20 protein-coding genes and 1 pseudogene are annotated in these 24,898 nt (G+C 62.3%); 12 read left to right on the forward strand and 9 right to left on the reverse strand.

Translation table 11 applies throughout. The features are described 5' to 3' along the window. From BCA01S_RS05390 to BCA01S_RS36435, 3 genes are all read left to right on the forward strand, one after another. Window positions 1–3,834, forward strand: a complete 3,834-nt coding sequence (locus tag BCA01S_RS05390) for a type VI secretion system Vgr family protein (RefSeq protein WP_027776051.1) — start codon at window positions 1–3, stop codon at window positions 3,832–3,834. A gap of 1 nt (window position 3,835) precedes the next feature. Then, the gene (locus BCA01S_RS05395; RefSeq protein WP_027776052.1) at window positions 3,836–4,705 is read left to right on the forward strand and encodes a hypothetical protein; all 870 of its coding nucleotides are present in this window, start codon (window positions 3,836–3,838) and stop codon (window positions 4,703–4,705) included. Window positions 4,706–4,873: 168 nt separating this feature from the next. Next, window positions 4,874–5,581: a hypothetical protein gene (locus tag BCA01S_RS36435; RefSeq protein WP_052369407.1), complete on the forward strand. Its 708-nt coding sequence runs from the start codon at window positions 4,874–4,876 to the stop codon at window positions 5,579–5,581. On the opposite strand, the gene BCA01S_RS05405 is transcribed toward BCA01S_RS36435, so the two are convergent. The 4 genes from BCA01S_RS05405 to BCA01S_RS05420 all read right to left on the reverse strand — a co-directional run bounded on the left by BCA01S_RS05405 (window position 5,570) and on the right by BCA01S_RS05420 (window position 8,982). Next, window positions 5,570–6,697 carry an SAM-dependent methyltransferase gene (locus BCA01S_RS05405; protein WP_027776053.1) on the reverse strand — a complete coding sequence of 376 codons (1,128 nt, stop codon included), beginning with the start codon at window positions 6,695–6,697 and terminating at the stop codon, window positions 5,570–5,572. The two genes, BCA01S_RS36435 and BCA01S_RS05405, sit on opposite strands and share 12 nt — an antisense overlap. Window positions 6,698–6,701: 4 nt before the next feature. Next, window positions 6,702–7,535, reverse strand: a complete 834-nt coding sequence (locus BCA01S_RS05410) for a DUF1295 domain-containing protein (RefSeq protein WP_027776054.1) — start codon at window positions 7,533–7,535, stop codon at window positions 6,702–6,704. A gap of 77 nt (window positions 7,536–7,612) precedes the next feature. Further along, window positions 7,613–8,362: an anti-sigma factor gene (locus BCA01S_RS05415; RefSeq protein WP_027776055.1), complete on the reverse strand. Its 750-nt coding sequence runs from the start codon at window positions 8,360–8,362 to the stop codon at window positions 7,613–7,615. Beyond that, on the reverse strand, window positions 8,359–8,982 hold the full coding sequence (locus tag BCA01S_RS05420; RefSeq protein ID WP_027776056.1) for a sigma-70 family RNA polymerase sigma factor: 624 nt from the start codon (window positions 8,980–8,982) through the stop codon (window positions 8,359–8,361). Before BCA01S_RS05420 ends, BCA01S_RS05415 begins: the two co-directional genes overlap by 4 nt. 376 nt (window positions 8,983–9,358) lie before the next feature. On the opposite strand from BCA01S_RS05420, the gene BCA01S_RS05425 reads away from it, so the two are divergent. From BCA01S_RS05425 to ypfJ, 4 genes are all read left to right on the forward strand, one after another. Next, window positions 9,359–10,660, forward strand: coding sequence for an NAD(P)/FAD-dependent oxidoreductase (locus BCA01S_RS05425; protein ID WP_042317992.1), 1,302 nt, complete (start codon window positions 9,359–9,361; stop codon window positions 10,658–10,660). Then, on the forward strand, window positions 10,645–11,481 hold the full coding sequence (locus BCA01S_RS05430; protein WP_027776058.1) for a DUF1365 domain-containing protein: 837 nt from the start codon (window positions 10,645–10,647) through the stop codon (window positions 11,479–11,481). Before BCA01S_RS05425 ends, BCA01S_RS05430 begins: the two co-directional genes overlap by 16 nt. Window positions 11,482–11,538: 57 nt before the next feature. Then, the gene (locus BCA01S_RS05435) at window positions 11,539–12,750 is read left to right on the forward strand and encodes an SAM-dependent methyltransferase (RefSeq protein ID WP_027776059.1); all 1,212 of its coding nucleotides are present in this window, start codon (window positions 11,539–11,541) and stop codon (window positions 12,748–12,750) included. A 240-nt stretch (window positions 12,751–12,990) separates the two neighbouring features. Next, window positions 12,991–13,851 carry a KPN_02809 family neutral zinc metallopeptidase gene (gene ypfJ, locus BCA01S_RS05440; protein WP_027776060.1) on the forward strand — a complete coding sequence of 287 codons (861 nt, stop codon included), beginning with the start codon at window positions 12,991–12,993 and terminating at the stop codon, window positions 13,849–13,851. Window positions 13,852–13,928: 77 nt separating this feature from the next. Here the strand turns inward: ypfJ and BCA01S_RS05445 are convergent, their stop codons facing one another. Beyond that, window positions 13,929–14,336: a DUF6632 domain-containing protein gene (locus BCA01S_RS05445; RefSeq protein WP_027776061.1), complete on the reverse strand. Its 408-nt coding sequence runs from the start codon at window positions 14,334–14,336 to the stop codon at window positions 13,929–13,931. Between the two features lie 461 nt (window positions 14,337–14,797). Here BCA01S_RS05445 and oxlT point away from each other — a divergent pair, with 461 nt between their 5' ends. Continuing rightward, entirely contained in the window at window positions 14,798–16,135 is a 1,338-nt protein-coding gene (gene oxlT / locus BCA01S_RS05455) for an oxalate/formate MFS antiporter (protein WP_027776062.1), read from the forward strand. Between the two features lie 232 nt (window positions 16,136–16,367). Continuing rightward, window positions 16,368–16,823, forward strand: a complete 456-nt coding sequence (locus BCA01S_RS05460) for a RidA family protein (protein ID WP_027776063.1) — start codon at window positions 16,368–16,370, stop codon at window positions 16,821–16,823. 24 nt (window positions 16,824–16,847) lie between these two features. On the opposite strand, the gene BCA01S_RS05465 is transcribed toward BCA01S_RS05460, so the two are convergent. After that, a complete protein-coding gene (locus BCA01S_RS05465; protein ID WP_027776064.1) occupies window positions 16,848–17,792 on the reverse strand; it encodes an AraC family transcriptional regulator in 945 nt (314 codons plus the stop codon). 185 nt (window positions 17,793–17,977) lie between these two features. Here BCA01S_RS05465 and BCA01S_RS05470 point away from each other — a divergent pair, with 185 nt between their 5' ends. From BCA01S_RS05470 to BCA01S_RS05480, 3 genes and pseudogenes are all read left to right on the forward strand, one after another. Further along, on the forward strand, window positions 17,978–18,439 hold the full coding sequence (locus BCA01S_RS05470) for a (2Fe-2S)-binding protein (protein ID WP_027776065.1): 462 nt from the start codon (window positions 17,978–17,980) through the stop codon (window positions 18,437–18,439). 2 nt (window positions 18,440–18,441) lie between these two features. Then, entirely contained in the window at window positions 18,442–20,664 is a 2,223-nt protein-coding gene (locus BCA01S_RS05475; protein WP_027776066.1) for a xanthine dehydrogenase family protein molybdopterin-binding subunit, read from the forward strand. Between the two features lie 144 nt (window positions 20,665–20,808). Further along, a pseudogene (locus BCA01S_RS05480) lies at window positions 20,809–22,890 on the forward strand (putative bifunctional diguanylate cyclase/phosphodiesterase); the annotation flags it as partial. Between the two features lie 57 nt (window positions 22,891–22,947). On the opposite strand, the gene BCA01S_RS05485 reads toward BCA01S_RS05480, so the two are convergent. From BCA01S_RS05485 to BCA01S_RS05495, 3 genes are all read right to left on the reverse strand, one after another. Further along, complete coding sequence (locus BCA01S_RS05485) at window positions 22,948–23,364, reverse strand: bactofilin family protein (protein WP_027776068.1); 417 nt, start codon at window positions 23,362–23,364, stop codon at window positions 22,948–22,950. A gap of 78 nt (window positions 23,365–23,442) precedes the next feature. After that, the gene (locus BCA01S_RS05490) at window positions 23,443–23,865 is read right to left on the reverse strand and encodes a hypothetical protein (RefSeq protein ID WP_027776069.1); all 423 of its coding nucleotides are present in this window, start codon (window positions 23,863–23,865) and stop codon (window positions 23,443–23,445) included. Further along, window positions 23,858–24,835 (reverse strand): M23 family metallopeptidase, encoded by a 978-nt coding sequence (locus BCA01S_RS05495; RefSeq protein ID WP_027776070.1) that lies wholly within the window; start codon window positions 24,833–24,835, stop codon window positions 23,858–23,860. Before BCA01S_RS05495 ends, BCA01S_RS05490 begins: the two co-directional genes overlap by 8 nt. Window positions 24,836–24,898 lie beyond the last annotated feature (63 nt).

Here is a 24,898-nt window from a genome sequence, read left to right on the forward strand (position 1 = left end):
ATGATCTGGCATGTCAACACGCGAAGTATCACGTTCAGCGGACGCGCCCTTCCTCAAATAGTCGGCATTGCCAGCGCCCGCGAAGAGGTGCGCGAGCCGATGCCCGCCGTGCGTAGTGTGCGCGGGCGTGAAGCGGTGGGAGAACTGTTTGAGTATGTGGTCGTCGCGGAAAGCCAAGCTGCTCTTCTGTTAAACCCGACTGATGCGACGCAGATCGATCTGACGCAGATTGTCGGCACTGACGGCACTGTTGCAATCGAAATTTCAGGCATTGGCACTTTTATAGCGGGCCAGCCAGGCGACATCGGGCGTTCGAACATCGGTGCCGATGTCCGTTACATCAACGGTGAAATCGTCTCGGCGCGCATCCAGTGTGTGGAAGATCGCGCGGCCGTTTATGAGTTCGTACTGCGCCCTTTCATGTGGCGGGCTACGCAGAATTCCGACTCTCGAATTTTTAGCGGCACTGTCGTGGATATTCTGCAAAAGGTGTTCGGGCGATATCTGGGCTCGGTCGACTGGCGGATTGGCGGCTCGTGGAACGGCATGCGTCGGTACCCGACGCGCGATATGGTGCGGCAGGCGTGGGAATCGGACTGGAATTTCGCACTCCGACTCATGGAAGAGTGGGGTCTGGTGTTCTGGTTCGAACACGCGAAGGACCGGCATACTCTCGTCGTTTCCGACACGTCAGGCGGGTTCCACCGGCACGGCATTGCCTATGAGGAACTGCGTTTTCACACGGGTGGCCGGATAGACGAGGAACACATCAGCAACCTGGCCGTAACGTATACCGTGACGGCGGGGAAGGCGTGCGTCAATGACCATGACTACATGCAGCCACGTCTGCGCAGGTCCAATGCGCCGAACCGGCAGACATACGAAGCGGCTGGCGGCACAGCCGAACCGAACATCGAAATTTACGCGCCGGCCGAGTTCGCGCAGCCAGATACGTTCCCATCGTCCTACCCCCGCGACGCGAGGGAGGAAGGCCAGTATCTGGCGCGCGTGAAGGTGGAAGCAGCCCGCTGCACGGGATTGCGTGCGAAGGGCACGGGTCGTCTGCGGGGGCTGCAACCGGGTCGCACATTCAGGCTTGTCAACTATCCGCAGGACAGCGCAAACCGCGAGTATCTGGTACTCGCCTGCGAACTGGATATAAGCGAAGTCGGCACGTCAACGAGCGCATGGCGCACTTATGCGGTAAAGGCAGAGTTCGAACTCCATCCCGTTGGCGAGCATTACCGCCTGCCGCAACTGACGCCGAAACCGCGCGTCGAGGGTTACGAGTATGCGGTGATCGTCGCGCCCCAAGACCGGGAAATGTGGATCGACAGCCGGAACCGCCTGCTAATACAGTTTGACTGGGACCGCGAGGCCCGGTTCGACGGCGCAACGTCGATCTGGGTCCGGGTCGTCACGCAATGGCAAGGGGGCGAACTCGGCGTTGTGACGCCGGGACGCGCCGGGCAGATGGTCGTGGTTTCACACGTTCACGGCGACCCGGACCGGCCCGTTGTGGCGGGCTTCGTCGCTGACCTTTTCAATACGCCACCGTGGGAACTGCCCGCGAATGCGGCTTTAAGCGGCATACGAAGCAAGAGCCTTGACCACGGCGCGCAGTCGAACCACCTGGCGCTGGACGATACAGCGGGGAAACTTCAGGCTCAACTTGCGAGCGACCACGCCAAGTCGAGTCTTAGCCTGGGGCATATCACACGGATCGACGGTAACAAGGGACGACAGGACGCGCGCGGCGAAGGCTTCGAATTGCGTAGTGATCGCTGGGGCGTTCTGCGCGCTTCGATGGGATTGCTATTCACTTCATGGGGGCGCTCGGGGGCCGCGGGCAAGGTCAAGGACATGGACGAGACACATGCACGGCTGACCGAGGCGCGCAGCATCCACGAAGAACTTGCGCTGTCTGCACAGCAGCACGGCGCTCAGCACCCCACAGGGGCGCAACAGGACGTTGCGAAGGCGCTCAGCGATGCAAACGCCGCGCTACGTGGCAGAGCATCGGACGGTGCTCATGACTTCCCCGAGTTCGTGCAGCCTGACATTGCAGTGTCCAGCGCGGCGAATCTGCATGCGGCGGCGCAGGACAATACGCATATCGTCAGCGGGACACATACGGCATTGACGGCGGGCGGTAACGTTGCGATTGCTGCGCTTAAATCGCTGTTTGCTTCCGTGCGCGAAGCGATTGCATTTTATGCCAGCAAGTCGATAACAATGATCGCCGCGACCGGGCGCATACACCTCGAAGCGCGTACCGATGGACTCCAGGCAATGGCGCGGGAGGACGTGACGGTGACCAGCCAGAACGGATGGCTGCGGCTGGCCGCCCTGAAGGGTATTGAAATCAACGCGGGCGGAACCCTGCTGCGGCTGACGCCGCAAGGCGTCACAGTTCACACGAACGGGCATTACCTCGTTCATGCAGCGAGCCACGCCACAGACGATCCGCAGGCTGCGCCGGTCACGTTGCCAGTGACGCAGGAGAACCCGGGGCGGCTGGTTGCGCATCATGTTCTGGTTGAGGACGGCGGCGGGTTCATCCTCGGCGGCCAGCCATACCGGATCACGCTGGATGACGGTCAGGTGATCGAGGGCGTGACGAACGGGCGCGGCGAGATGCAGGTGGCGACGAGCAACGCTGTCTCGTTCGGCCTTGTGGAACTCATGTCGCAAAGCGAACCGGATAAGGTCATATCGGCGAGCACGACAACGGTGTGGCGCGATGACAGTCTGCCCATACCTGAAACGGTGGAGATGCCGGAAAAGCGCACGACGAAGGTGGGCGGCAAGTCAGCAGAAACGCCGGGAGACGGGCTGACGGGGGATGGCAAGCCGCCTGTGTTCGTTGGGTGTGATCCGATGAACTGGGGTTTGCGGACCTGTCACCTGCTCAGGAATGCGAAGGCCGCAGATACGCCGCCGGCGTTCCAGTATCGGAGTGATATCGAGTATCCGGTTGCAAAGAGCTACACGGCCGCTGTAAAGGAAAGTCTTTGCAGAATCGAGTGGGCGAGTCTCGCGGGAAAGACGGATAAGGAGCTGACGGCAGTCGTCGTGCCGGCGGTCCAGACCCAGATCTGGAATGCACTCCAAGCGGGTCCGTTCGGCATGCCAGATGGTATTGCAACGGACGGCGGTGCCATGCCCGCTATCGTAATTGTTTCCGCCGCGAACGCGCCCGAATACCACTTTCCCCTTGCTGCGCATCGGACTTTCACAGCGAAATATTGGACGCTCTGTCTGTCGAGATGGGACATTGATGAAATTATCCGGACTGTTAATGGCGGTCCGACAACGAATGCCGCGCTGATTGATTTCGCCGACACCATCTACCACGAAGCGCGGCACTGCCAGCAACTATTCTGGCAGATTGCGCTACTCGGCGCGTTTCCTGACGATTACAGGGAATTCTCCGGTATGGAGCAGTGCTTCAGGAAAATCGCAGGACGAGAAACGTTTGAACTGGCCTTCCGCACACCGTTTCCGCACGATAGTCTAGCCCGCGCAGGTATTCACGCGATGCTGATGTTCTATTACTACGGGGTTCATACCCAGATGAAAGGGGTAGCGGACTGGAAATTCATTGAGGTTGATCTGGACAAGGTCGAAGCTGAAGTCTGCAAGGTGAGAAATGTCACACCGGAGCAGGCTCGAACGATGGCAGTCACGTATGCGAGTTATCTACATGAACAGGATGCATTCTTGTGTGGTGAAGTGGTCCAGTATTGCTGGACTGGCCGTTCTCAGTTGCGTAACCCAGGCACATGCACAAGCGTCTACGCTCACGTTATCCAGTCAATCGGAGCAAAGTGACATGAGTGGTGACATTACCCCGTCCCAGGACCAGGCACTCCTGCAACTGCTCGGAAAGGTCATGGAGATCATGCGGGATGACAGGCCGTTCAGTCCGGAGGACCCCGCCTTCGGCAAACTCAAATCGTCCTATTTCATAAGACCAGGAGAGGCTGGAGTACATTACTCGTTTGCGAATAACGCTTTTCCTGATGCAAAAGTAGATTTGTCGATGTGGACCGACCCACTCGACTATTCTGACGACAGGACGCGCGTGCAAGCGGTCCCCGCCTACTTTGAGTTATGGTTCCACAACGCTCTCGCCGGAATCAGTCGCCGCCTGCTCGAACAACGCCTTGATCTTGCAAGCTACTGGGTAGACGAGAAGGGCGTGAGGGAAGAAGGAAACGACATGGGGGTCGGTCCTCCGCCCGATAACCTGCTGCACTCTTACTGGTACCGGGCTAATGATGGCGAGAACGGACGTTTTCCCGTGGACGTGGAGTTTTTCTTCCTCGATCCCGCGCCCAATGATCCCTCCGGGAAGTTGCGGCTCGATCGAATCACGATTCGTCGCGACTACCCCTATCTCACGCCCGCGATGCGCAAGAAAAAGCGCGAGGAACAGAACCAGAAAAAGCGGCAGACCTACGGCTACATGGACCTGTGCACGGGCGCGACGTGCCCGGAATCCGGCATATGGGAAGGCTGGACAAAGGACGGTCCGACCGACGTGATGAAGGTCGAGCGGGGGCAGAAGTTCGATGCTGTACGCTCCGTGTCGCTGGAACAAGGGGGCTCATGTCCGATGGTTCGCGGCCAGTGGTTCTGGCTATGCAATGTCAATGAGGAATCCGGCACCGTCTGGAAGGGCATTGCGCTGAAGGGATAAGCGAAGGCGCCAGGTCTTCCACGTATGCGAGTTATCTACATGAACAGGATGCATTCTTGTGTGGTGAAGTGGTCCAGTATTGCTGGACTGGCCGTTCTCAGTTGCGTAACCCAGGCACATGCACAAGCGTCTACGCCCACGTCATCCAGTCAATTGGAGCGCACTGAAATGAGTGACGACATCGCGCCGTCGCAGGAACAGGCGCTACTCCGACTGCTTGATAAGGTCATGGAAGTGATGCGGGATGACAGGCCATTTAATCCCGACGACCCTGCTTTCGGGACACTTGCATCCTCCGAATTCCATATGCCTGAAGGGGGAGGCAAACAATACGTATTCACTAATCGAGCCTTTCCTGAGGTGAGGATGAATCTCTCAACCCCCCCTGATCCGCTCGACTATTCAGACGACAGGTTGAAAGTGCGAGTCGTGCCGGTTTCCTTTGAGCTATGGTTCCATAACGCTCTTACCGGCATCAGTCGCCGCCTGCTTGAACAACGCCTTGATCTGGCAAGCTACTGGGTAGACAAGAAGGGCGTGAGGGAAAAAGGAAACGACATGGGGGTTGGTCCTCCGCCCGATAACCTGCTGCACTCTTACTGGTACCGCGCTAATGATGGCGAGAACGGACGCTTTCCCGTGGACGTAGAGTTTTTCTTCCTCGATCCCGCGCCCAATGATCCCTCCGGGAAGGTGCGGCTTGATCGAATCACGATTCATCGCGTCTACCCCTATCTCACTCCCGCGATGCGCAAGAATAAGCGCGAGGAACAGAACCAGAAAAAGCCGCAGACCTACGGCTACATGGAGCTGTGCACGGGCGCGACGTGCCCGGAATCCGGCACAGTCTGGAAAAGCATTGCGCTAAAAGGATGAAGCTCCTTCACCCCTCTTACGCAGCAGATAATGCGCGACGCCCCATTCCTGTCCGTGCGCATAGCCGAACAGTTCGGCGACAGCCATATAGAACATGCGCCAGCGCTGGAACGCCAGGCGCGCATTGCCGCTTGCCGCGAGAAGCGGCAACACGCGCTCGCGCGCGGAGTCGAGAGAAGTGAGCCACTGATTGGCGGTCCGTTCGTAATGCGTGCCGTCGATCCACCACTGACGCGTCACGCAGAGATCGTCCTGAAAACGCAGCAACAGGTTTGCCGAAGGCATCGTGCCGCCGGTGAAGAAATGGCGCGACATCCAGTCGCTGCCGTCGCGGACATCAAAAGAATATGCGAGCAGCCGGTGCGCGAAGATGTGAACGAAAAGCTGGCCATCGTCGCGCAGCCAGCGCGCGATCTTCGCGAGCAGCAAGCCATAGTGCTTCATGTGCTCGAACATCTCGACGGAAACGACGCGGTCAAAGCCCACGTCGCCCGGCGCGAACTCGAAGGTCGTGACGTCGCCCGTCACCACGCGCAAATTGGAAAGTCCGCGCTCGGTCGCGCGGTGCTCGATAAACGCGCGCTGCCCATGCGAATTCGAAAGCCCGACGATCCGTGCACGCGGATACCGCTGTGCGAGCCACAGCGATAACGCGCCCCAGCCGCACCCAAGGTCGAGAATGGACTGCCCGTCCTCGATACCTGCCCGCTGAGCGTACAGCGCCAGCATGCAATCCTCGGCCTCGGATAGCGTTTCATCGCCCCTTGGATAATAGCCGCAGGAGTACTTGAGACGCGGGCCCAGATGCGCCTCGAAGAACTCGCCGGGGATTTCGTAGTGCTGCGCGTTGGCCGCCTGCGTTTCAATCGCGATCGGCTTTGCGCGCAGATCGTCGATGAGCAGTTCGAGTGCCTCGCCACGGCGCTGTCCGTCATTTGCATGTTCATCGGCGAGCCGCCTGGCCATCAGCGCCCGCATGCCGGCGCGAATCGCAAAGTCCGGCAGCCAGCCGCGCTCGCACCAGCGAATTGTCCAGTTCGGGTCATAGGCGCTCGCGGCCGTTATACCGGATGCCGGTTCGACGCGTTGAGACGGGGGCGTGACGGTGACGGTCATGATCTCAGTTCCTCTTCGAGTGTCGGTCGTCCGAATCCAGACCGGTTCCGCGTTCGCGGGCGCCCACGCGCGGCGGCCACGGGACCAACGCGCTCGTCGTCGTCATGTATTCGCGGTAGCCGGTGCGGGTTTGGACGAGTCGCGCTTCGAGCATCGGCACACCCGATACCTTCATGAGCAGCCAGGCCATCGCGCAGGGCGGCACGAGCGTCGCCCAACCCCACGGCAGGCTGATCGACCACGCCGCATAGGCGCACCAATGCAGGCATTCGAAGAAGTAGTTCGGATGTCGCGAGTAGCGCCACCAGCCGACAGTGCAGACGCGGCCTCGATTGCCCGGATCGGCGACGAAGCGGCGCAGTTGACGGTCGGCGGCAGCCTCGCCTGCGAGCGCCGTCAAGCCGATTACTAGTGCTGCGACGATAAAGCCGAACGAGGGTATCGCCTCGCTGTACGAAGGCACCAGGAATGCAATGGACAGCACCATCGAGATCACCGCTTGCAGCAGGAAGAACGCCAGCATGTTGCGCGCGGCGGCGGCGCCCCAGCGCTCGCGTAGCGCGGCGTAACGGGCGTCTTCGGCGTGTCCGCTGTTACGGCGCCAGAGATGCACCGCGAGCCGAAGGCCCCACGCGCCTCCGCTGACCGCAACCACGACGCGGTTCAGCGACGCGCCGGGCCCGGCCGCCGCGACGAAACCCGCGACACCGCCAAGCGTGCCTGCCCAGACCGGATCGATCATCCCCGCATTGCGCGTACGCAACTGAACGACCCAGACACCGACAAACGTTATGACGAGGCCCGCGAATGCGAGCGCAAGGGTGGCGGCAACTGGCATGCAGAATTCCGAAGCGACGAATAACGGAATCTACGGATGCCACGGTCGAACGGATGCAACGCGCCGCTCTCTTCGTATCAGACGCCCGAGCGGACCTGACCCGTGGCAACGACCGGCCCGGTAGGCTGCCCCGTCTGTGACCCGCCCAGCGGTTCGAGCGAGACGGCCAGCACCGCGCGTGCGCTCAGTTGCGCAACGACGGCGTCGGCAAGCGTGATGCGCGCCGGTGCATCAGCCGGAAACACACCGAGCGCGATGGGTTTGTCGCCCGGCGGAATGAGCCACAGTTCGGTTGCGCGGTCTGCGGCGAACGTCGGTTTGACGGCCGGCACGACGACCATCTCGCGACGCAGCAGATCGACCGTCGCTGTCCAGTGGGCGACGCCATCCGGGCGCGCGATGGTCGCGACCATATAGCCCTGCACCGGATTGACGGCGACATTCGCGGGACGCGGCGCCTCGCGCAGCGAGACCAGGTTCACGGCGACGAGCGCAAGTGTCGCGAGGCTCGCTCCAATGCCGACGAAGCGCCACAGATCCAAATTGTTCCACCAGCCCTGCCCGCGCGCGGCGTCCGGGTCTGACGAACGCGCCGGCAGGAAGCCGAGATCGCGCTGGATGCGAGTCCACACGCGCGCAGGCACGGCCACGGGCCGCAGGTCTTCGGCAAACGGCGCAAACCGGTTCTGCCATCGCACAAGAGTCGACGCAAGCACGGGGTCGGCGGCCACGTCATCTTCGAGCGCGCGGCGTTCGTCGGCGTCGAGGACACCCAACGCATATTCTGCGCAGCGCAGTTCGGATTCGTTTTCTGCGGGCGTATTCATCGCTCGAGGCAGGTCTTGAGCTGCATCAGGCTGCGCCTGATCCAGCTTTTTAATGTGCCGAGCGGCACGCTCAGATGAGCAGCCAGCTCGCTATAAGTAATGCCGCTGAAGAACGCCTCGCGGACCGCGCCGCGCTGCTGCGGTCCAAGCTGCTCCATGCAGCGCTCGAGTCGCACGCGCTCTTCGCTCGCCTCGGCAAGCGCAACCGGCGTGAGCCCTTCGTCGACGAGTTCTTCGGCGGACTCGTTATCGAGCGGTGCCTCGCGGTGCTGGCGCAAGCGGTCGATCGTGCGGTTGCGCGCCAGCGTCACCAGCCAGGTCATCGCGCCGCCGCGCGCGGGATCGAACACATCGGCGCGTCGCCAGGCGGCAGTGAAAACGTCCTGTAAGAGATCTTCGGCTTCGGCGCGGTCGTGTGTCATGCGCAAGATGACGGCAAACACCCGGCTCGACGCAAGACGGTACAACTCGGCGAAAGCGGCTTGATTGCCGTGCGCCGTGGCCTGCAGCAATCCGTTCAGGTGCGCCCGCCGCTGCGCGTCATTGCCGCGTCCGTCCGGGTCTGCCTGCGTAGGCGAGATCGGTTCGTCGTTGTCTGCGCTATTCGACTTATCATTCATGCGCGGGTAGTGGCGTGCATCGCCCTCACGAATTAACCTCGCGCAATATAGCATCGACAGCCGCGGTCGCGGTGGACTGGCGGTTGGGCTGGCAGTCGGCCTGGCAGTCGGCCTGACATTTGGACTGCCAGTTAACGAAGGCCGCGTATCAAGCATGAAGGGACCTCCTGCTCCCGTGTCGTGAATCCCTATCTACGGCTGAGCGGATCGGATGGACGCCTTGCATGACGCAAATCTCGGCTTACCGCGTGCTTTTGTTCAATTCGACTCACATGCTGCATCCGGTTTCGCTCGTCGTTCGTAACTCTGCCCGAGGACGCGCAATCCCCTTCAACTTCCAATAGCCACGCGCGTCCCATGATCGGGAGATGCGCACATGAGTCAGGCCAGGAGGACCGCCCCATTGACGCGAGGCTCACGCGTGGCGGTCATAGGTGCGGGTATTGCCGGCCTTGCGAGCGCCTATCTGCTCGCGCGCAACCATCGGGTGACGCTGTTCGAATCCGCAGGCTACCTTGGCGGTCACACCAATACCGTCGATGTCAGGCTCGATGGGCGCAGTCATCCCGTCGATACCGGCTTTCTCGTCTTCAACGATCGCACCTATCCGAACCTGATCGCGCTGTTCGCGGAACTGGGCGTGAAGTCGCATGCCAGCGATATGAGCTTTTCCGTTTCGCTCGACAAGGGCCGCCTCGAATGGGCGGGCACCAATCTCAATACGCTATTCGCTCAGCGGCGCAACATGTTCTCGCCGACCTTTATCGGCATGCTGCGCGATGTATTTCGCTTCAACGGCAGCGCGGAGCGCAACCTGGAAATCGCCACGGCAACACGCGTGTCGATGGGCGAACTGCTGACAATGGGCGGCTACGGCCATGCGTTCCAGCGTCACTATTTACTGCCGATGGCCGCGGCGATCTGGTCGAGCGCAACGGCCGACATACTCGCTTTTCCCGCCAGCACTTTCCTGCGCTTCTGTCTGAACCACGCGCTGCTTCAGGTGAATCGCAGACCGCAGTGGAAGTCCGTGATCGGCGGAGGCCGAAGTTACGTGCAGCGGATTGCCGCAACGCTCGATGACGTGCGGCTCAGAACCCCGGTGCGAGGCATCCGGCGCGGCGACCAGGGCGTCGACATATTCACCGACGATGGCACGCAGCACTTCGACGCAGCGGTGCTTGCAACACACGCGCCGACTACGCTGCACATGCTGGAAGACGCCGATGCCGACGAGCGACGCGTGCTCGGCGCAATCGCTTACCGGCCCAACGTGGCGGCGTTGCACACGGACACGAGTCTGCTGCCGCGGCGTCAGCGCGTCTGGTCGGCATGGAATTACCTTGGCAGCCGCTGCCACGACGGTACGCAGCCAGTGTGTGTGAGTTACCTCGTCAACCAGCTCCAGCGCTTGCCTTTCACGACGCCGCTCATCGTGACGCTGAACCCACTAACCCCGCCTGCGCCGGGTACCGAGTTACGGCGTTTTGTCTACGATCACCCGCTCCTCAATCTCGGCGCGATCGACGCGCAGCAACGTCTGCCGATGCTGCAGGGCAAGCGACGCACGTGGTTCGCCGGTGCATGGACCGGTTATGGATTTCACGAGGACGGTCTGAAATCCGCGCTGCGTGTGGCCGCCGATTTCGACTCGTCTCCTGCATGGGCAAAGCTGTGAAGCCCGGCACCGCGCATGGCAGCGCGAGCGCCGCCGCTATTCAGGAGCCATCCGCCTGGCTGCTCAATTGCAAGATCATGCATGAGCGTCTGCGGCCGAAGCGTCATCGCTTCGTTTATCCGGCGTTCTATGTGCGCGTCGACCTCGATCGGCTCGACTCGCTCGGCAATGCGTGGTTCGGTGTCGATCGTCACCGGCCGCTCAGCTTGCGCCGCCGTGACCACGGTCCGTGCGACGGCAGAGACCTGGCGATATGGATGCGGGCGCAACTACGTGCCGCCGGCCTCCACGAAGCGGACGGCCGCATCTGGCTGCAAGCATTCCCGCGCTTGTTCGGCTACGCGTTCAACCCGATCGCATTCTGGTTTTGCCACGACCGCGATGGCGGCCTGCGAGCGTTGCTTGCCGAGGTGCGCAACACGTTTGGCGAGCGCCACTGTTATTTGCTGCATGCGCCTGATCGCGAGGTAATCACGCGCACCACCGTTCTGCGTTGCAAGAAGGTGCTGCACGTATCGCCGTTTTGCCGTGTCGAGGGCGGCTACGTGTTTCGTGTCGGCGAGACGCGCGGCAACACATCGATCTCCATCGATTACCACGACGCGCAGGGACTCCTGATTCGCACGGCACTGCATGGAGCGCTCGTTCCGCTAACAGGCACAAGCGCGCTAACGGCGCTTGCGCGTCAGCCGTTCCTGTGCCTCGGCGTGGTGTTCCGCATTCATTGGCAGGCGCTGCGTCTGGCGATAAAGAAGGTGCCGTTCCATGGAAAACGCCCTGTGCCTGATCCCGTCGCGGACAAGTCATCGACGCAGTCGTGAACTGCGAAACCGTCTTGCACTGCACAGTCCATTTCGTCCAAATGAGGAGTTTCATCCATGGCGCTTTCGAGAACCGTTTGCGGTGACGAGGCCCCGCCGCCGTCGGCGCGCTTATTCCTGTCTTTGCTCGAACGGATTCAGGCCGGACATCTGGTCGTCGTTACACCCGATGGCCAGCAGCGCACCTTCGGCGATCCCCATGGCACGCCGCGCGCGCGGCTCGAATTGCGCGATTGGCGGGCATGCGGCGCGATCCTGCGCAAAGGCGACATCGGCTTCGCGGACGCCTGGCGCGCGCTCTGGGTGGATACGCCCGACCTCGTCACGCTGCTGCGCATAGCAATCCGCAACCAGAATGCTTTGCAGCGCACCGTGTATGGCAACTGGCTTGCCCAACTATGGTATGGACTCCGCCACCGGCTCAGGCGCAACACCCGCGCGGGTAGCCGGCGCAATATTCACGCGCATTACGACCTCGGCAATGCGTTCTACGCGCGCTGGCTAGACCCGACATTCACCTACTCCAGTGCTCTATTCGACGGCCATTTCGAGCGGACGCTCGAAGCGGCGCAGCAGGCCAAATATCAGCGCATTGTCGATACGCTCGAATTGCGCGCCGGCATGCACGTGCTGGAAGTCGGCTGCGGCTGGGGAGGTTTTGCGATGTTTGCAGCACGCCAGGGAATTCATGTTCATGGCGTGACAATCTCGTCGGCGCAACTGCAGTTCGCAAAACAGCGTGTGAGCGAGGCGGGTTTGAGCGAGCGCGTGCACCTCGAACTGCGCGACTACCGCACGCTGAGCGGCCAGTACGATGGCATTGTGTCGATCGAAATGTTCGAGGCAGTCGGCGAAAAATTCTGGCCCATGTACTTTCGCACTTTGCATGACTGTTTGCGGCCGGCGGCTCGCGCGCTGGTGCAAACCATCACGATCGGCGACGAGCACTTTGCCGCGTATCGCTCAAGCAGCGATTTCATTCGCGAGTTCGTTTTTCCGGGCGGAATGTTGCCGAGCCCGCAGCGTTTCATCGACGCGGCGCAGCGCTACCATTTCTCAGCGCGCGCATCGTTGTCATTCGGTCGCGACTACGCGGAGACTTTGCGCCGCTGGCGTCTTGCGTTCGAAGCGGAGGTCGACACGATCCGCACCCTGGGCTTCGACGAAGTTTTCATGCGCACATGGCGGCTGTATCTGGCTTACTGCGAAGCGGGTTTCGACGAGGGCCGCACCGACGTCATGCAGTTCTTGCTCACCAAGGCGGTCTGACCGGCTGTGCTGCACATGGCATCACCGCGGCAAACGCTCGGCGGCGGCAGGTGGAAACCGCGCTCGCCGCTGCGCTCACCATGTCTTAAGCTTGACAACCACTGCGCACGAACAAACACGCCCGGTTTTCTTGCGGGCGCGACCGCTCACAGAAACGCCCTGCGGGTATGCTTACTGCTTCCTCGCGAGCATGGACCGTAATGCGTCACGGCTTGTCGCGCGACACAATGGAGAAAGCACATGCGCCTCGATGATGAAGTAGAAAGCCAGAACGTCGAAGACCGGCGAGGCGGAGGAATGCGGATGGGCGGCGGCATCGGCATTGGGACGATTGTGATCGCACTGGCCGCGTCGTACTTCTTCGGCATTAATCCAATGACCATTATCAACGGTGCGCAAGTGCTGCAAGGCAACGCGCCGCAGCGCAGTGCGACAAACGCACCGCCCGCCGAAGATGCCGGCAGTCACTTCGTGCGCCGCGTGCTCGGCAACACCGAACGTACCTGGCAGCATATCTTTCGCACGCAGTTGAATCAGGATTATCCGGCGCCGAAGCTCGCGCTCTTCAGCGACGCCACGCCCACGGCATGCGGCACGGGACAGTCCGCGATGGGGCCGTTCTACTGTCCGCCAGACCGCACGGTTTATATCGACTTGTCGTTTTACCGCGAGCTGCGCGAGCGCTTCGGCGCGGGCGGCGACTTCGCGCAGGCGTATGTCATCGCGCATGAGGTCGGGCATCACATACAGAACGTGGTGGGTATCTCCGACAAGTACGAAGCGGCGCGTGCGCGCATGTCGCAGACGCGCGCCAATGCGCTGTCCGTGCGGCTCGAATTGCAGGCGGATTGTTTTGCCGGCGTGTGGGCAGCGGTCGCGCAGCAGTTGAATGCGAAGCTGATGGAACCGGGCGACTTCGAGCAGGGGCTGACCGCAGCAGGCGCGATCGGCGACGACCGGTTGCAGCGGCAATCGCAGGGACGCGTCGTGCCCGAGGCATTCACGCACGGCACCAGCGAGCAGCGGCAGCGGTGGCTGCGGCGCGGCCTCACGACGGCCGATATCCGCCAGTGCGATACGTTCTCGGCGCAGTCGTTGTGATGTCGACGTGGCGTCGGGCGTAGCGCGGTGAACGGCTATGAGCGGCTACATGAGCGGCAACATGAGCGACTACCGTGTCATGCCAGCAACGCGCGCGCTTTGTCGCCGCGAGGCATGAGCACAGCGAGCACTGCGGCGACAATAAACAGCGCGGGGACATCGCCCGCCAGATGGCCGAGATGGCGCGCCCCGTCCATCTCGACGCCAAAAGACTGCACGGCCATGATTGCGCCGTGTACGACGCTCGACCATACCGTGAACCAGATCAGGCTCAGATGTTTGAGCGGATCGCGCGACGCCCTCAGCAAGAACACGCCGAGCGTCGCGTAGATGCCGACCATCATCAGCGGATAGTCGGAATGACCGCTATGCCAGGCCCAACCGGACGGCCACAGGATCATTAACGGCCAGAACGCGAACACGGCGATCAGACCTACGACGATCAGGACGATACGCAAGGCGGCGAGTCGTTGAGCTTCGTTCATGGCGGGTCTCCGGAGTGCGGCGCGTGCATCGTCCACGATACTCCGCGCGCGTGGTGAGCGCAGTGCCCGGGCCTCGCAGATGGACGCGTTTGCACCGAGCTTTGTACCGCGTCCGGCGAGCGTCGCGCATTATCGAAATCCCTACAAACAAAAAACTAACATTACAGGACACTTTCACCTATAAAAGCAGGAGTGCGGCGAACAGCCTTGTCTTGCCGCATGCCCTCTGCCCGCCGGCATTGCCGGCGGGCTTTTTTTGACTCATGCGCATGAGTCGCCACAATTCCTTCATTCCCCTTTCATATCAGGAAATTCGCGTGACGAGACTAGTGTTTCTTTCGCTTGACTTACTTGATATATCACATACTGTATGGTTCGACCAACGCTTTCACGACGTCTAAAGGTCGGTCGCGGTGCCATCTACCGCCATCAAAAGACAAGGCATGCCAAAGGAGACAGTGATGAAAACGGATCATCAGGAAGGAGCGTCGTCGTGGATAGCGTCACCGTGGGTGCAACTCGTATTCGGTGTGATCTGCATGGCGATGATCGCCAACATGCAGTACGGCTGGACCTTGTTCGTCAATCCGATCAACGAAAAATATCAATGGGGTCGCGCGGCGATCCAGGTCGCGTTCACGATCTTCGTTGTAACCGAAACATGGCTGGTGCCCGTTGAAGGTTATCTGGTCGACAAGTACGGGCCGCGTCCCGTTGTAGTCGGGGGCGGCCTGCTATGCGGAATTGCGTGGGTGCTGAACTCGATGGCGTCGTCGCTGCCCTTGCTCTACATCGCGGCGGCAATAGGCGGCGTCGGCGCGGGCGCGGTCTACGGCACTTGTGTGGGCAACGCGCTCAAGTGGTTCCCCAATCGTCGCGGCCTTGCAGCGGGGATCACGGCAGCCGGTTTCGGTGCGGGGTCCGCAGCCACCGTCATTCCGATCTCAAACATGATCAAGAGCAGCGGCTACGAAGCGACCTTCCTGTCGTTCGGCCTCGGCCAGGGCATCATCGTCGTCCTGCTCGGACTTGCCTTGCTCGCGCCGCCGGCCAGCCTGCTCGCCACCGCAAAAAACACGATCAAGCGCGTGGTCTACAACGCCACCCCGCGTGAAGTGGTCAGCTCGCCGGTGTTCTGGGTCATGTACCTGATGTTCGTGATGATGGCTGCGGGCGGCCTGATGGCCACCGCGCAACTCGGACCGATCGCAAAGGACTTCGGCCTGCACGACTCTCCAGTTTCGTTGCTCGGGCTGACGTTGCCGGCGCTGACGTTCGCATTGACGATCGATCGCGTGCTGAACGGTTTGACGCGGCCGTTCTTCGGCTGGATCTCGGATCGCATCGGCCGGGAAAATACGATGTTCATTGCATTCGCGATCGAAGCGGTCGGCATTCTGGCGCTGTCGAAATACGGCCAGAGCCCGGTGGCGTTCGTCGTGCTGACCGGTATCGTGTTCTTTGCGTGGGGCGAGATCTACAGCCTGTTCCCCGCCACGTGCGGCGATACGTATGGACCAAAATTCGCGGCTACGAATGCGGGCCTGCTCTATACGGCAAAAGGCACGGCTGCGCTGCTCGTGCCGTTCACCAGCGTCATTACGGCGGCAACCGGCAGCTGGCATGCCGTCTTCATGCTTGCGTCCGGCATGGCGGCAGCCTCCGCGCTGCTCGCGCTGCTGGTGCTGAAGCCAATGCGCCGCGCGCATGCGGCTCGTCACGCGAGTCCGGCGAGCGAGAACGCCTATAGCGGCGCATTGATAAGTGAATCGGCGCGCGTCTCGGCCGACGGTGGTTGATCGGTGTTTAATCGAATGGGCCGCATCGCCGCATAGCGGCGACTGCGTGCCCGCGAATGCGGGAGTGCGATTTCCCGATCCGCTCGACCGACATGGCTGAACAGGAGCGGGAATAAAAGATTGGCTGCAGGTGTTCACCGGACGAGGCGCGCTGTAGCCTGAGGTCTGACGAAGAGGCGAAGCGCAACTTGTAGTCGCCTCTTTCGTCAATCCACATTACCGTGAGCCACACATGAACGTATCCGAACGCCTCGCTCAGTTGGGACTCCAGTTGCCGCCGCCGATCAACCCGCTCGGCTCGTATAGAACGGTATCCGTTTCAGGCAATCAGCTTTACGTCTCCGGTCTCGGTCCGTTCGAAGATGGCAAGCCGCTGGTCGGCATTGTCGGCGGCGATATGTCTGTCGAAAGGGCACAGCAGGCCGCACGTCTGACAATGCTGATGATCCTCGCCTGCGTCGATCAGGCGTGCGGGCTCGACAACATAGACAGATGCAGCCGGCTGACTGTCTACGTGCGTGCTGAACAATCGTTCACGCAGCATCCGCAAGTGGCCAATGGCGCGAGCGACCTTCTGCTGACGTTGTTCGGTCAGAGCAAGCTTCCGGCGCGAAGCGCCCTTGGCGTGCACACGTTGCCAATGGGCATCCCCGTCGAGATCGACAGCATCTTCGAGTTGAAGGGCTGAACATGAGCCGGCACGCCCAAGAAACTACTCGCCATATCCCACGCCGTTGCGGCGCCTTAACTGCACCACATCGCGAAGCGGAGGCGCCCCGAACAGCCGGCTATATTCGCGGCTGAACTGCGAAGGGCTGTCATACCCGACCCTGACAGCCACCGACCCGACATCGCCCTTCTGTCCAAGCAGCAGCTTTCGGGCTTCGTGAAGCCGCAATTGCTTCTGATACTGCAGCGGACTCAGCGTCGTGACGTTCTTGAAGTGATGATGGAACGACGACACGCTCATGTTCACCTCTTGCGCCAGCATCTCGACCCGCAAGATTTCGGTGTAGTGATTCTGGATCCATTCGATCGCGCGCGCGATCCGGTAGGTCTGACTCCCATTCACGGCAATGTGCCTCAACCGCTTGCCCTGCTCGCTGGTCATCAATCGGTAGAGCAGTTCCTTTTCGATGAGCGGCGCGAGAACCGGAATGTCACCCGGAGTATCGAGCAATCGCACGAGTCGCAGCGCCGCGTCGAAAACCGGTGCGGACAGCGAGCCCACCGCGATGCCTTCGCCCGCCGACACGGCCCCCGGTTCCGGCAGACACAACTGGGTCGCCAGTTCCGCGATGGACTGCAGATCGAGCGTGAGCTTCACGCACAAATAAGGTGCTTCGGACGACGCTCGCGTGACCTGCGATGTCATCGGCAGATCGACGGACGTCACGAGGCAATGCAGATGATCGTAGTCGTAAGCCTGCCCCGCGACCACGACCCGCTTGGCCCCTTGCGCCGCGAACACGAACGCGGAGTTCGTCACGCCGCAGCCAAGATCGGCGGGCGCCGAGTATCGGTAGAAAGCGAGCGAGGGAATCGCCGTCTGATGCGCGCCGTCGACTGGGGCGAACCGGCTGACGAGTGCGGCCAGTTCGCGGCGTGCCGCTTCGCGCGACGCCGAGGGATCCATCCCGGAAGAAGCCAGATTCATGTGCATTGAACTCCGTTGACGGAAGCGAGCATACTCAACCGCTGCCGGACTGCCACCTCCGGCTCGTTGGATTTGCAGAATTGTTCAATATTTTTGCAGGATTGTGTAAGCAGAACGCCCAGCCGTCGTTCACACTGCCGCGTACACCCGGCGCCAAGTTCGGGCTTTCCCCACGGAGAGGTTCCATGTCCACATCGTTTGTCCTGAACGGCAAGAACGTCACGCTCGACGCCGATCCCACCACGCCGCTCCTCTGGGCAATTCGCGAGAACGCCGGCCTGCACGGCACCAAGTTCGGCTGCGGCATGGCGCAATGCGGCGCCTGCACGGTTCATCTCGAAGGCGAGGCCACGCGTTCGTGCGTGCTGCCGCTCGCCGCCGTCGCGGGCAAGCGCATCACGACCATCGAAGGTATCGAAAGCCGGCCCGCGAAGGCGATCCAGGCCGCATGGGTCAAGTTGCAGGTGCCGCAGTGCGGATACTGCCAGTCCGGACAGATCATGTCGGCCACAGCCTTGCTCGAACACAACGCCACGCCCACCGACGCGGACATCGACGCTGCGATGAACGGCAATCTGTGCCGCTGCGCAACTTACACCCGCATACGCGCGGCCATCCACGAAGCCGCCGCCACCCTGAAGGCCTGACCATGACGACCGGATCTGATCTCACCGACGCAGTGCGCCCGTCGCGCCGGACCTTCCTCAAAGCAGCCGGCGCCGTCGCCGCCGTCGGCGCGAACATCGGCCTCACCATCGGCTTCGAGTGGGCGGGCATGGGCCGCCGCGCGCTCGCCGCCACGATGCCCGAGGCGACGTTTGCACCCAACGCCTTTCTGCGGGTCGCGCCCGACAACAGCGTGACCGTCATCGCGAAGCACGTCGAGATGGGCCAGGGCGCGTACACCGGTATCGCGACGATCGTCGCCGAAGAACTGGACGCGAACTGGCAGGACGTACGTGTCGAAAGCGCGCCCGCCGACGCAAAGCGCTACGCGAATCTGGCCTTCGGCACGATGCAGGGCACGGGCGGCAGCTCGGCAATGGCGAACTCGTGGATGCAATTGCGCGAAGCGGGAGCGAAAGCGCGTGCAATGCTGGTCTCGGCCGCCGCCGCGCAATGGCAGGTGCCCACAACGGAACTCGTGACGCGCGACGGCAGCGTGCATCACGCGGCCACGAACCGCAGCGCAACCTACGGCTCGCTCGCGTCGGCCGCGGCACGGCTGCCGGTGCCGCAGAAGGTCGCGCTCAAATCGCCGAAAGATTTCCGTTTGATCGGCCATCGGTTGCCGCGCGTCGACGTGCCGCCGAAAACCGACGGCACCGCGCAGTTCACGCTCGACGTCACGTTTCCCGGCATGCTGGTCGCGCTGCTGCAGCGTCCGCCGCTCTTCGGCGCGACGGTCAAGTCGTTCGACGCGTCGGCGGCGAAAGCAGTGCCCGGCGTCGTGTCGGTCGTGCAGGTGCCGGGCGGCGTCGCGGTGGTCGCAAAGGGCTTCTGGGCGGCGAAACAGGGCCGCGATGCGCTGAAGGTCGAATGGGACGATTCGAAGGCGGAAAAGCGCAGCTCGGACACCATCATGGCCGAATACAGGCGGCTCGCCGAGCAGCCGGGCGCATCCGCCCGCAAGGACGGCAACGCGGAGCAGGCGCTTTCAGGCGCGCCGAAGAAAATTTCCGCATCGTACTCGTTCCCATATCTCGCTCACGCGCCGATGGAGCCGCTCGACGCCGTCGTCAAGCTCACGGCCAATAGCTGTGAGATCTGGGCCGGCGATCAGTTCCAGACCGTCGACCAGGCCAATGCCGCGCGCACGGCCGGGCTCGATCCGCAGCAGGTGAAAATTCACACGCTGTATGCGGGCGGCAGCTTCGGTCGGCGTGCGAATACGCGCTCGGACTATATCGTCGAGGCCGTGTCGATCGCTCGGGCGCTGGGCGCGAACGGCACGCCGGTCAAGCTGCAATGGACCCGCGAAGACGACATCCACGGCGGCCTGTATCGGCCCATGTATTTCCACAAACTGGACGCAGGGCTGACAGCGGACGGCAAGCTCGTCGGCTGGCGGCACCGGATTGTCGGCCAGTCGATCCTCGGCGACACGCCGTTCGCGAGCGTCATGGTGAAAAACGGGATCGACGCGACCTCGGTCGAGGGCGCCGCCAACCTGGCCTACGCGATTCCCAACATCTCGGTCGAACTGACGACCACCCAGACCGGTGTGCCGGTGCTGTGGTGGCGCGTGGTCGGCAGCTCGCATACGGCATTTGCGGTCGAGGCGTTCATCGACGAAGCTGCGCACGCCGCAGGCAAGGACCCGTTCGCTTTCCGCCGCGATCTGCTCGCGCACGAACCGCGCATGCGTGCCGTGCTCGAACTCGCCGCGCAGAAAGCCGGCTGGGACCCTGCCAAACCGTTGCCTAAGGGCCGCGGGCGCGGCATCGCCGTCGCCGAAGCGTTCAAGACGTTTGTCGCGCAAGTGGCCGAGGTTTCCGTCGATCAGGACGGCAACGTGAAAGTGGAGCGCGTTGTCTGTGCGGTGGACTGCGGCACGCCGATCAATCCGGACGTGATCGCGGCGCAGATGGAAGGCGGGATCGGTTTTGGCCTCGGCGCGGCGTTGCACAGCGCGATCACGTTGAAAGACGGCAAGGTCGAGCAGAACAATTTCGACTCTTATCAGGTGCTGCGAATCGCCGAAATGCCGAAAGTCGAGGTGCATATCGTGCAGTCTGGCGAAGCACCGACGGGCGTCGGCGAGCCCGGTGTCGCGCCAGTCGGGCCGGCGGTTGCCAACGCGATTTTTGCAGCCACCGGCAAACGGCTTTACGACTTGCCGTTCCCGGCCGCTGCGGGAAAAACCGTCTGACAGGCACTCGCGAGGCGACTGGCTTTTCGGCCGGAAGCCTCGCGGCCAGAGCACGACACCGTGACTAACATATTGAAAATAATTAAATAAACGTCCCGATGTGTCGATAACAGGTTCAGCCGCTTTTCCGTTGCGGTTGGACTTCACATGCAGAGCTCATACAACCCTTGGCTAGTGGCAATGTCGTTTGTCGTGGCGACGCTCGCGTCGTACACGGCACTCGACCTCACGGGCCGCATCTTCGTGCTGGCGTCGCCGCGGTTGCGGCACGTCTGGCGCATGGGCGGCGCGGCGGCGCTCGGCGTCGGCATCTGGTCGATGCACTTCGTGGCCATGCTGGCATTTTCGCTGCCGATTCCGCTCGGGTACGATTTCGCGGACACGGCCTATTCACTCGCACTGGCTATGGGCGCGTCGTATCTCGCGCTGTGCCTCACCACTCAGGCTCGGATTACCGCCACGCGTCTGCTGGCAGGCGGCGCCTTCATGGGCGCAGGCATCGCAGGCATGCACTACAGCGGTATGGCCGCTTTGCGAATGTCGCCCGGCATCGCCTATCGACCGGCGTGGTTCGCTGCTTCGCTCGCGATTGCCGTGGGCGCTTCAACGGCCGCACTGTGGATGGCGCGCGCGCTCAGTAACGACGACGCACGACACGTGCTGCGCAAGCGCTTCGGCGCAGCCCTCGTCATGGGCGTCGCGATCAGCGGCATGCATTACGCCGGCATGGCCGCCGCCGAGTTCGCGGCAGACGCGATCTGCGGCGCGGCGGCTGGCGTGAATGCCGCATGGCTCGCCACTTCGGTGATCCTGTTCACGTTCGCGATACTGATCGTCACGTTGTTGCTGTCGCGTTTCGATGCGCGCACGAGCTTTCTCGTCGGTGCGGTGTCGAAACTCAACGGGCAGATTCTGCGTCTCGCCACGCTCGACACGCTGACCGGACTGCCGAACCGCGCCACGCTGACCGATCGCATCGAGCGAGCGATTCATGCCTCGCGCCGGCAACGCTCGCTCTTCGCGATCCTCTTCATGGATCTGGACGGTTTCAAGACGATCAACGACTCGCTCGGCCACTCGGCCGGCGACCAGGTACTGTCCGCGTTCGCGCAACGCTTGCTGGTTTGCGTGCGCGCCGGCGACACCGTCGCGCGCCTCGGCGGCGACGAATTCGTGGTGCTGTCGGAAAACCTGGCTTCGCGCAACGACGCGGCCGCGCTCGCCGAAGGAGTGCTCGAGCGCATGCGGCGCGACACATGGGCCGACTCACAACCGCTTCAGGTGATGCCAAGCATCGGCATTGCGTTGTTTCCCGAGGACGGCGACACGGTCGACACGCTGCTCAAGCATGCGGACGCCGCAATGTACGAAGCGAAGCGCGCCGGCCGCAGCACCTACCGCTTCTTCGAACGGAGCATGAACGAAGCCGCGACCCGCACGCTGCAGATCCAGAACGCGTTGCGCGAGGCGTTGGCCGAACGTCATTTCACGCTGCACTTCCAGCCCAAATTCGACGGCAAGAGCGAGTCGCTTGCCGGTGCCGAAGCGCTGATCCGTTTGCACCATCCGCAACTGGGCACGCTTGCACCGCTCGAATTCATTCCAATCGCAGAACGCTCCGGGCAGATCGTGCAGATCGGCTACTGGGTATTGCGCGAGGCGTGCCGGCAGATTCGCCGCTGGTCCGCGCAAGGCCTGCCGCCGGTCAAGGTGGCGATCAACCTGTCACCGCGCCAGCTATTGCAGGCGGATCTCGTGCCGACCATGCTCGATATCGTGAAGGCAGAGGGCGTCAGATGCGAACAGATCATGTTCGAGATCACCGAAACGGTGGCAATGCATGACGCGCCGCGAACCATCGAGATGCTTCGAGAATTCCAGGCAAGCGGCTTTGAAATAGCAATCGACGATTTCGGCACCGGCTATTCCAGCCTCGCGTATCTGCAACGGTTTCGCGTAAAGCAACTGAAGATCGACCGCTTCTTCACCAACGGTCTCGATGCTCACGGCGCCGAAGGCAGCGCGATCGTCTCGGCGATCATCGCACTCGCGCATTCGCTGGAAATGGATGTGGTGGCCGAAGGCGTCGAAACCGAGTCGCAACTGCACATGCTCAAGGCGATGCGGTGCGACGAGATGCAGGGCTTCCTGCTCGGCAAGCCGCTGACGGCGGACGACTTCGGCGATTTCCTGCGGGGAACGGCGGCGACGGCAGAGGTCTGCTAATCGGCGCAACCGGGGCAACCAGCGCAGCGCCGGTTGCTGCTGTAGATGAGATCAGAGTCAGTCGCGCGCGACGTCGGCTATCGAGGTAAGCGGGGCCGTCGCCTGAGCGACGTCGTGCCGCGTGAGCTTGCCATCCACCGTCGCGCCGCAATCCATGCGCAATTGCTGATAGTAGATGTTGCCGGTCACATGCGCATTGACCTGCAACTCGACGAAATGATCGGCAATCACGTCGCCGACTATCTTGCCGTTGATCATCACGTCGTAACCGTGCACGTTTCCTTCAATCGATCCCCGGTCGCTCAGCACGAGCAGCGTCTGGCCGCCGGGCTCGCCTCTGACGTTACCCTTTACGTGACCGTCGAGGCGCAGTCCGTCGGTGAACTGAAGATCACCCGCGATGCGCACGTCGTGCGCGATCAGTGTGGCGAGCTTCGTTTGCTGAATGCCCGCGGCTTTTTTCTTGCTGAACATAAGTACTCCGGAAATGTAGAGGTGTGTCGCGTGGATCATGTCGATGCCGCGTCGGCGTCTAGTGGCGTCTAGCGGCGCCTAGCGGCGAGACGTGGCGGTCTGTGCGAGTGGCTGCTTGATTGTCTGCATGGGCGGCGCGCTTCTCTTCTGGCCACGCAGGAACTGCAATTCTTCGTTGAGCCGCGCGACGTCGGCAGCGGCGTTATCGGCCGTTTTCTGCACTGCCGCGCGCGCCGCCGACTCCTGCGCTAAAGCAAGGCGCGCGCGGGCCAGCTCGATCTGCCCTGTGCGCTGATCGTCAGAAGCCGGAAGGCATTGCGTGAGCGGCCTACCGCTGCCGCGCGTCACGCCGATGACCACGCCAGCTCCGCCGGCGAGCGCACTGAGCGCGCAAACAAGCGCCCATACGGCGATGCGATAACGCACAGAGCGCACCGGCGCAAGCGTGTAAGCGCGACGCGTCAGAGCGTCGGCATGGCGGGACAGAATGGGATCAGCCATGAGATGCAGGGGCGAAAAGCGCGAGATAGGCCGCGGGATCGACGGGCGCGCCGTTGACCAGCACTTCGAAATGCAGATGCGGACCCGTCGAGCGCCCGGTCGATCCGACGTCGGCAATATATTGGCGCGGCAGCACCAGATCGCCGACATGCACGACGATGCGCGACGCGTGGCCGTATCGCGTCATGAGTCCGTTGCCATGATCTATTTCGACCGCGTTGCCATAGCCGGATTTTTCGCCCGCGAGCACCACGCGGCCGCCTGCCGCGGCCAGTATCGGCACGCCGGTTCTGGCGACGAGGTCGAGACCCGGATGAAAACTCAGCCGATGCGTAAAGGGATCGACGCGGTTGCCGAACGGCGAACCGAAACGCGCACCGTCGGCGGGCATGCGGCCGGGAAACGCAGCATAAGCCATGGCGTGCGCGGCGGTCTGCTGTTCGAGCGCACGCAGCGTGGCGTCCATGCAATCGATCTGCTCGCCGGTGTCTTTTGCATCCGCGCGCGCACCCAGGTGCCGCATGACGCTGCTACACCGGCGCGGCGGCAGAGACGGACCGCCCTCGCCTTCGCTATCGGTTGCGTCGCCATCGCCGCCCGAAGCGGGTGATGCAGTAACCGGCGCGCCCTGCGCAACCGGCGCTGAGCGCGGTGTATTCAGACGCGCTTCGAAGTCTCGCAACGCGCCGACTTGCGCGCTGAGGCGCGCAATGCGCGGCTCGATTTGCGCCATTGATGCATTGAGCTTACCGAGCTGGTCGATCGCATAATCGCGCTCGATACGGTTCGCGGTTTGCATACCAGACGCATCGTGCGCGGACCAGCGCACACCGATCGCGATACCCGCAACCAGCGCAAGAACCGCGGCCGCACTGGCGGCGCCGAGCGCGCGCGCCAACGCAAAACGGCGGGTGACGAGGCCGACGGAACCGCTAGCGAGCCGAGTGCGTGCGCGTAACACGGACGACATCAGCGCGTCCCCCGCCGTGAAATAAGCACAATGCGCGCATGACGCCGCGCATTGCGCGCTAGC

This window comes from Paraburkholderia caledonica NBRC 102488 (assembly GCF_000685095.1).
Classification (GTDB): Bacteria; Pseudomonadota; Gammaproteobacteria; order Burkholderiales; family Burkholderiaceae; genus Paraburkholderia; species Paraburkholderia caledonica.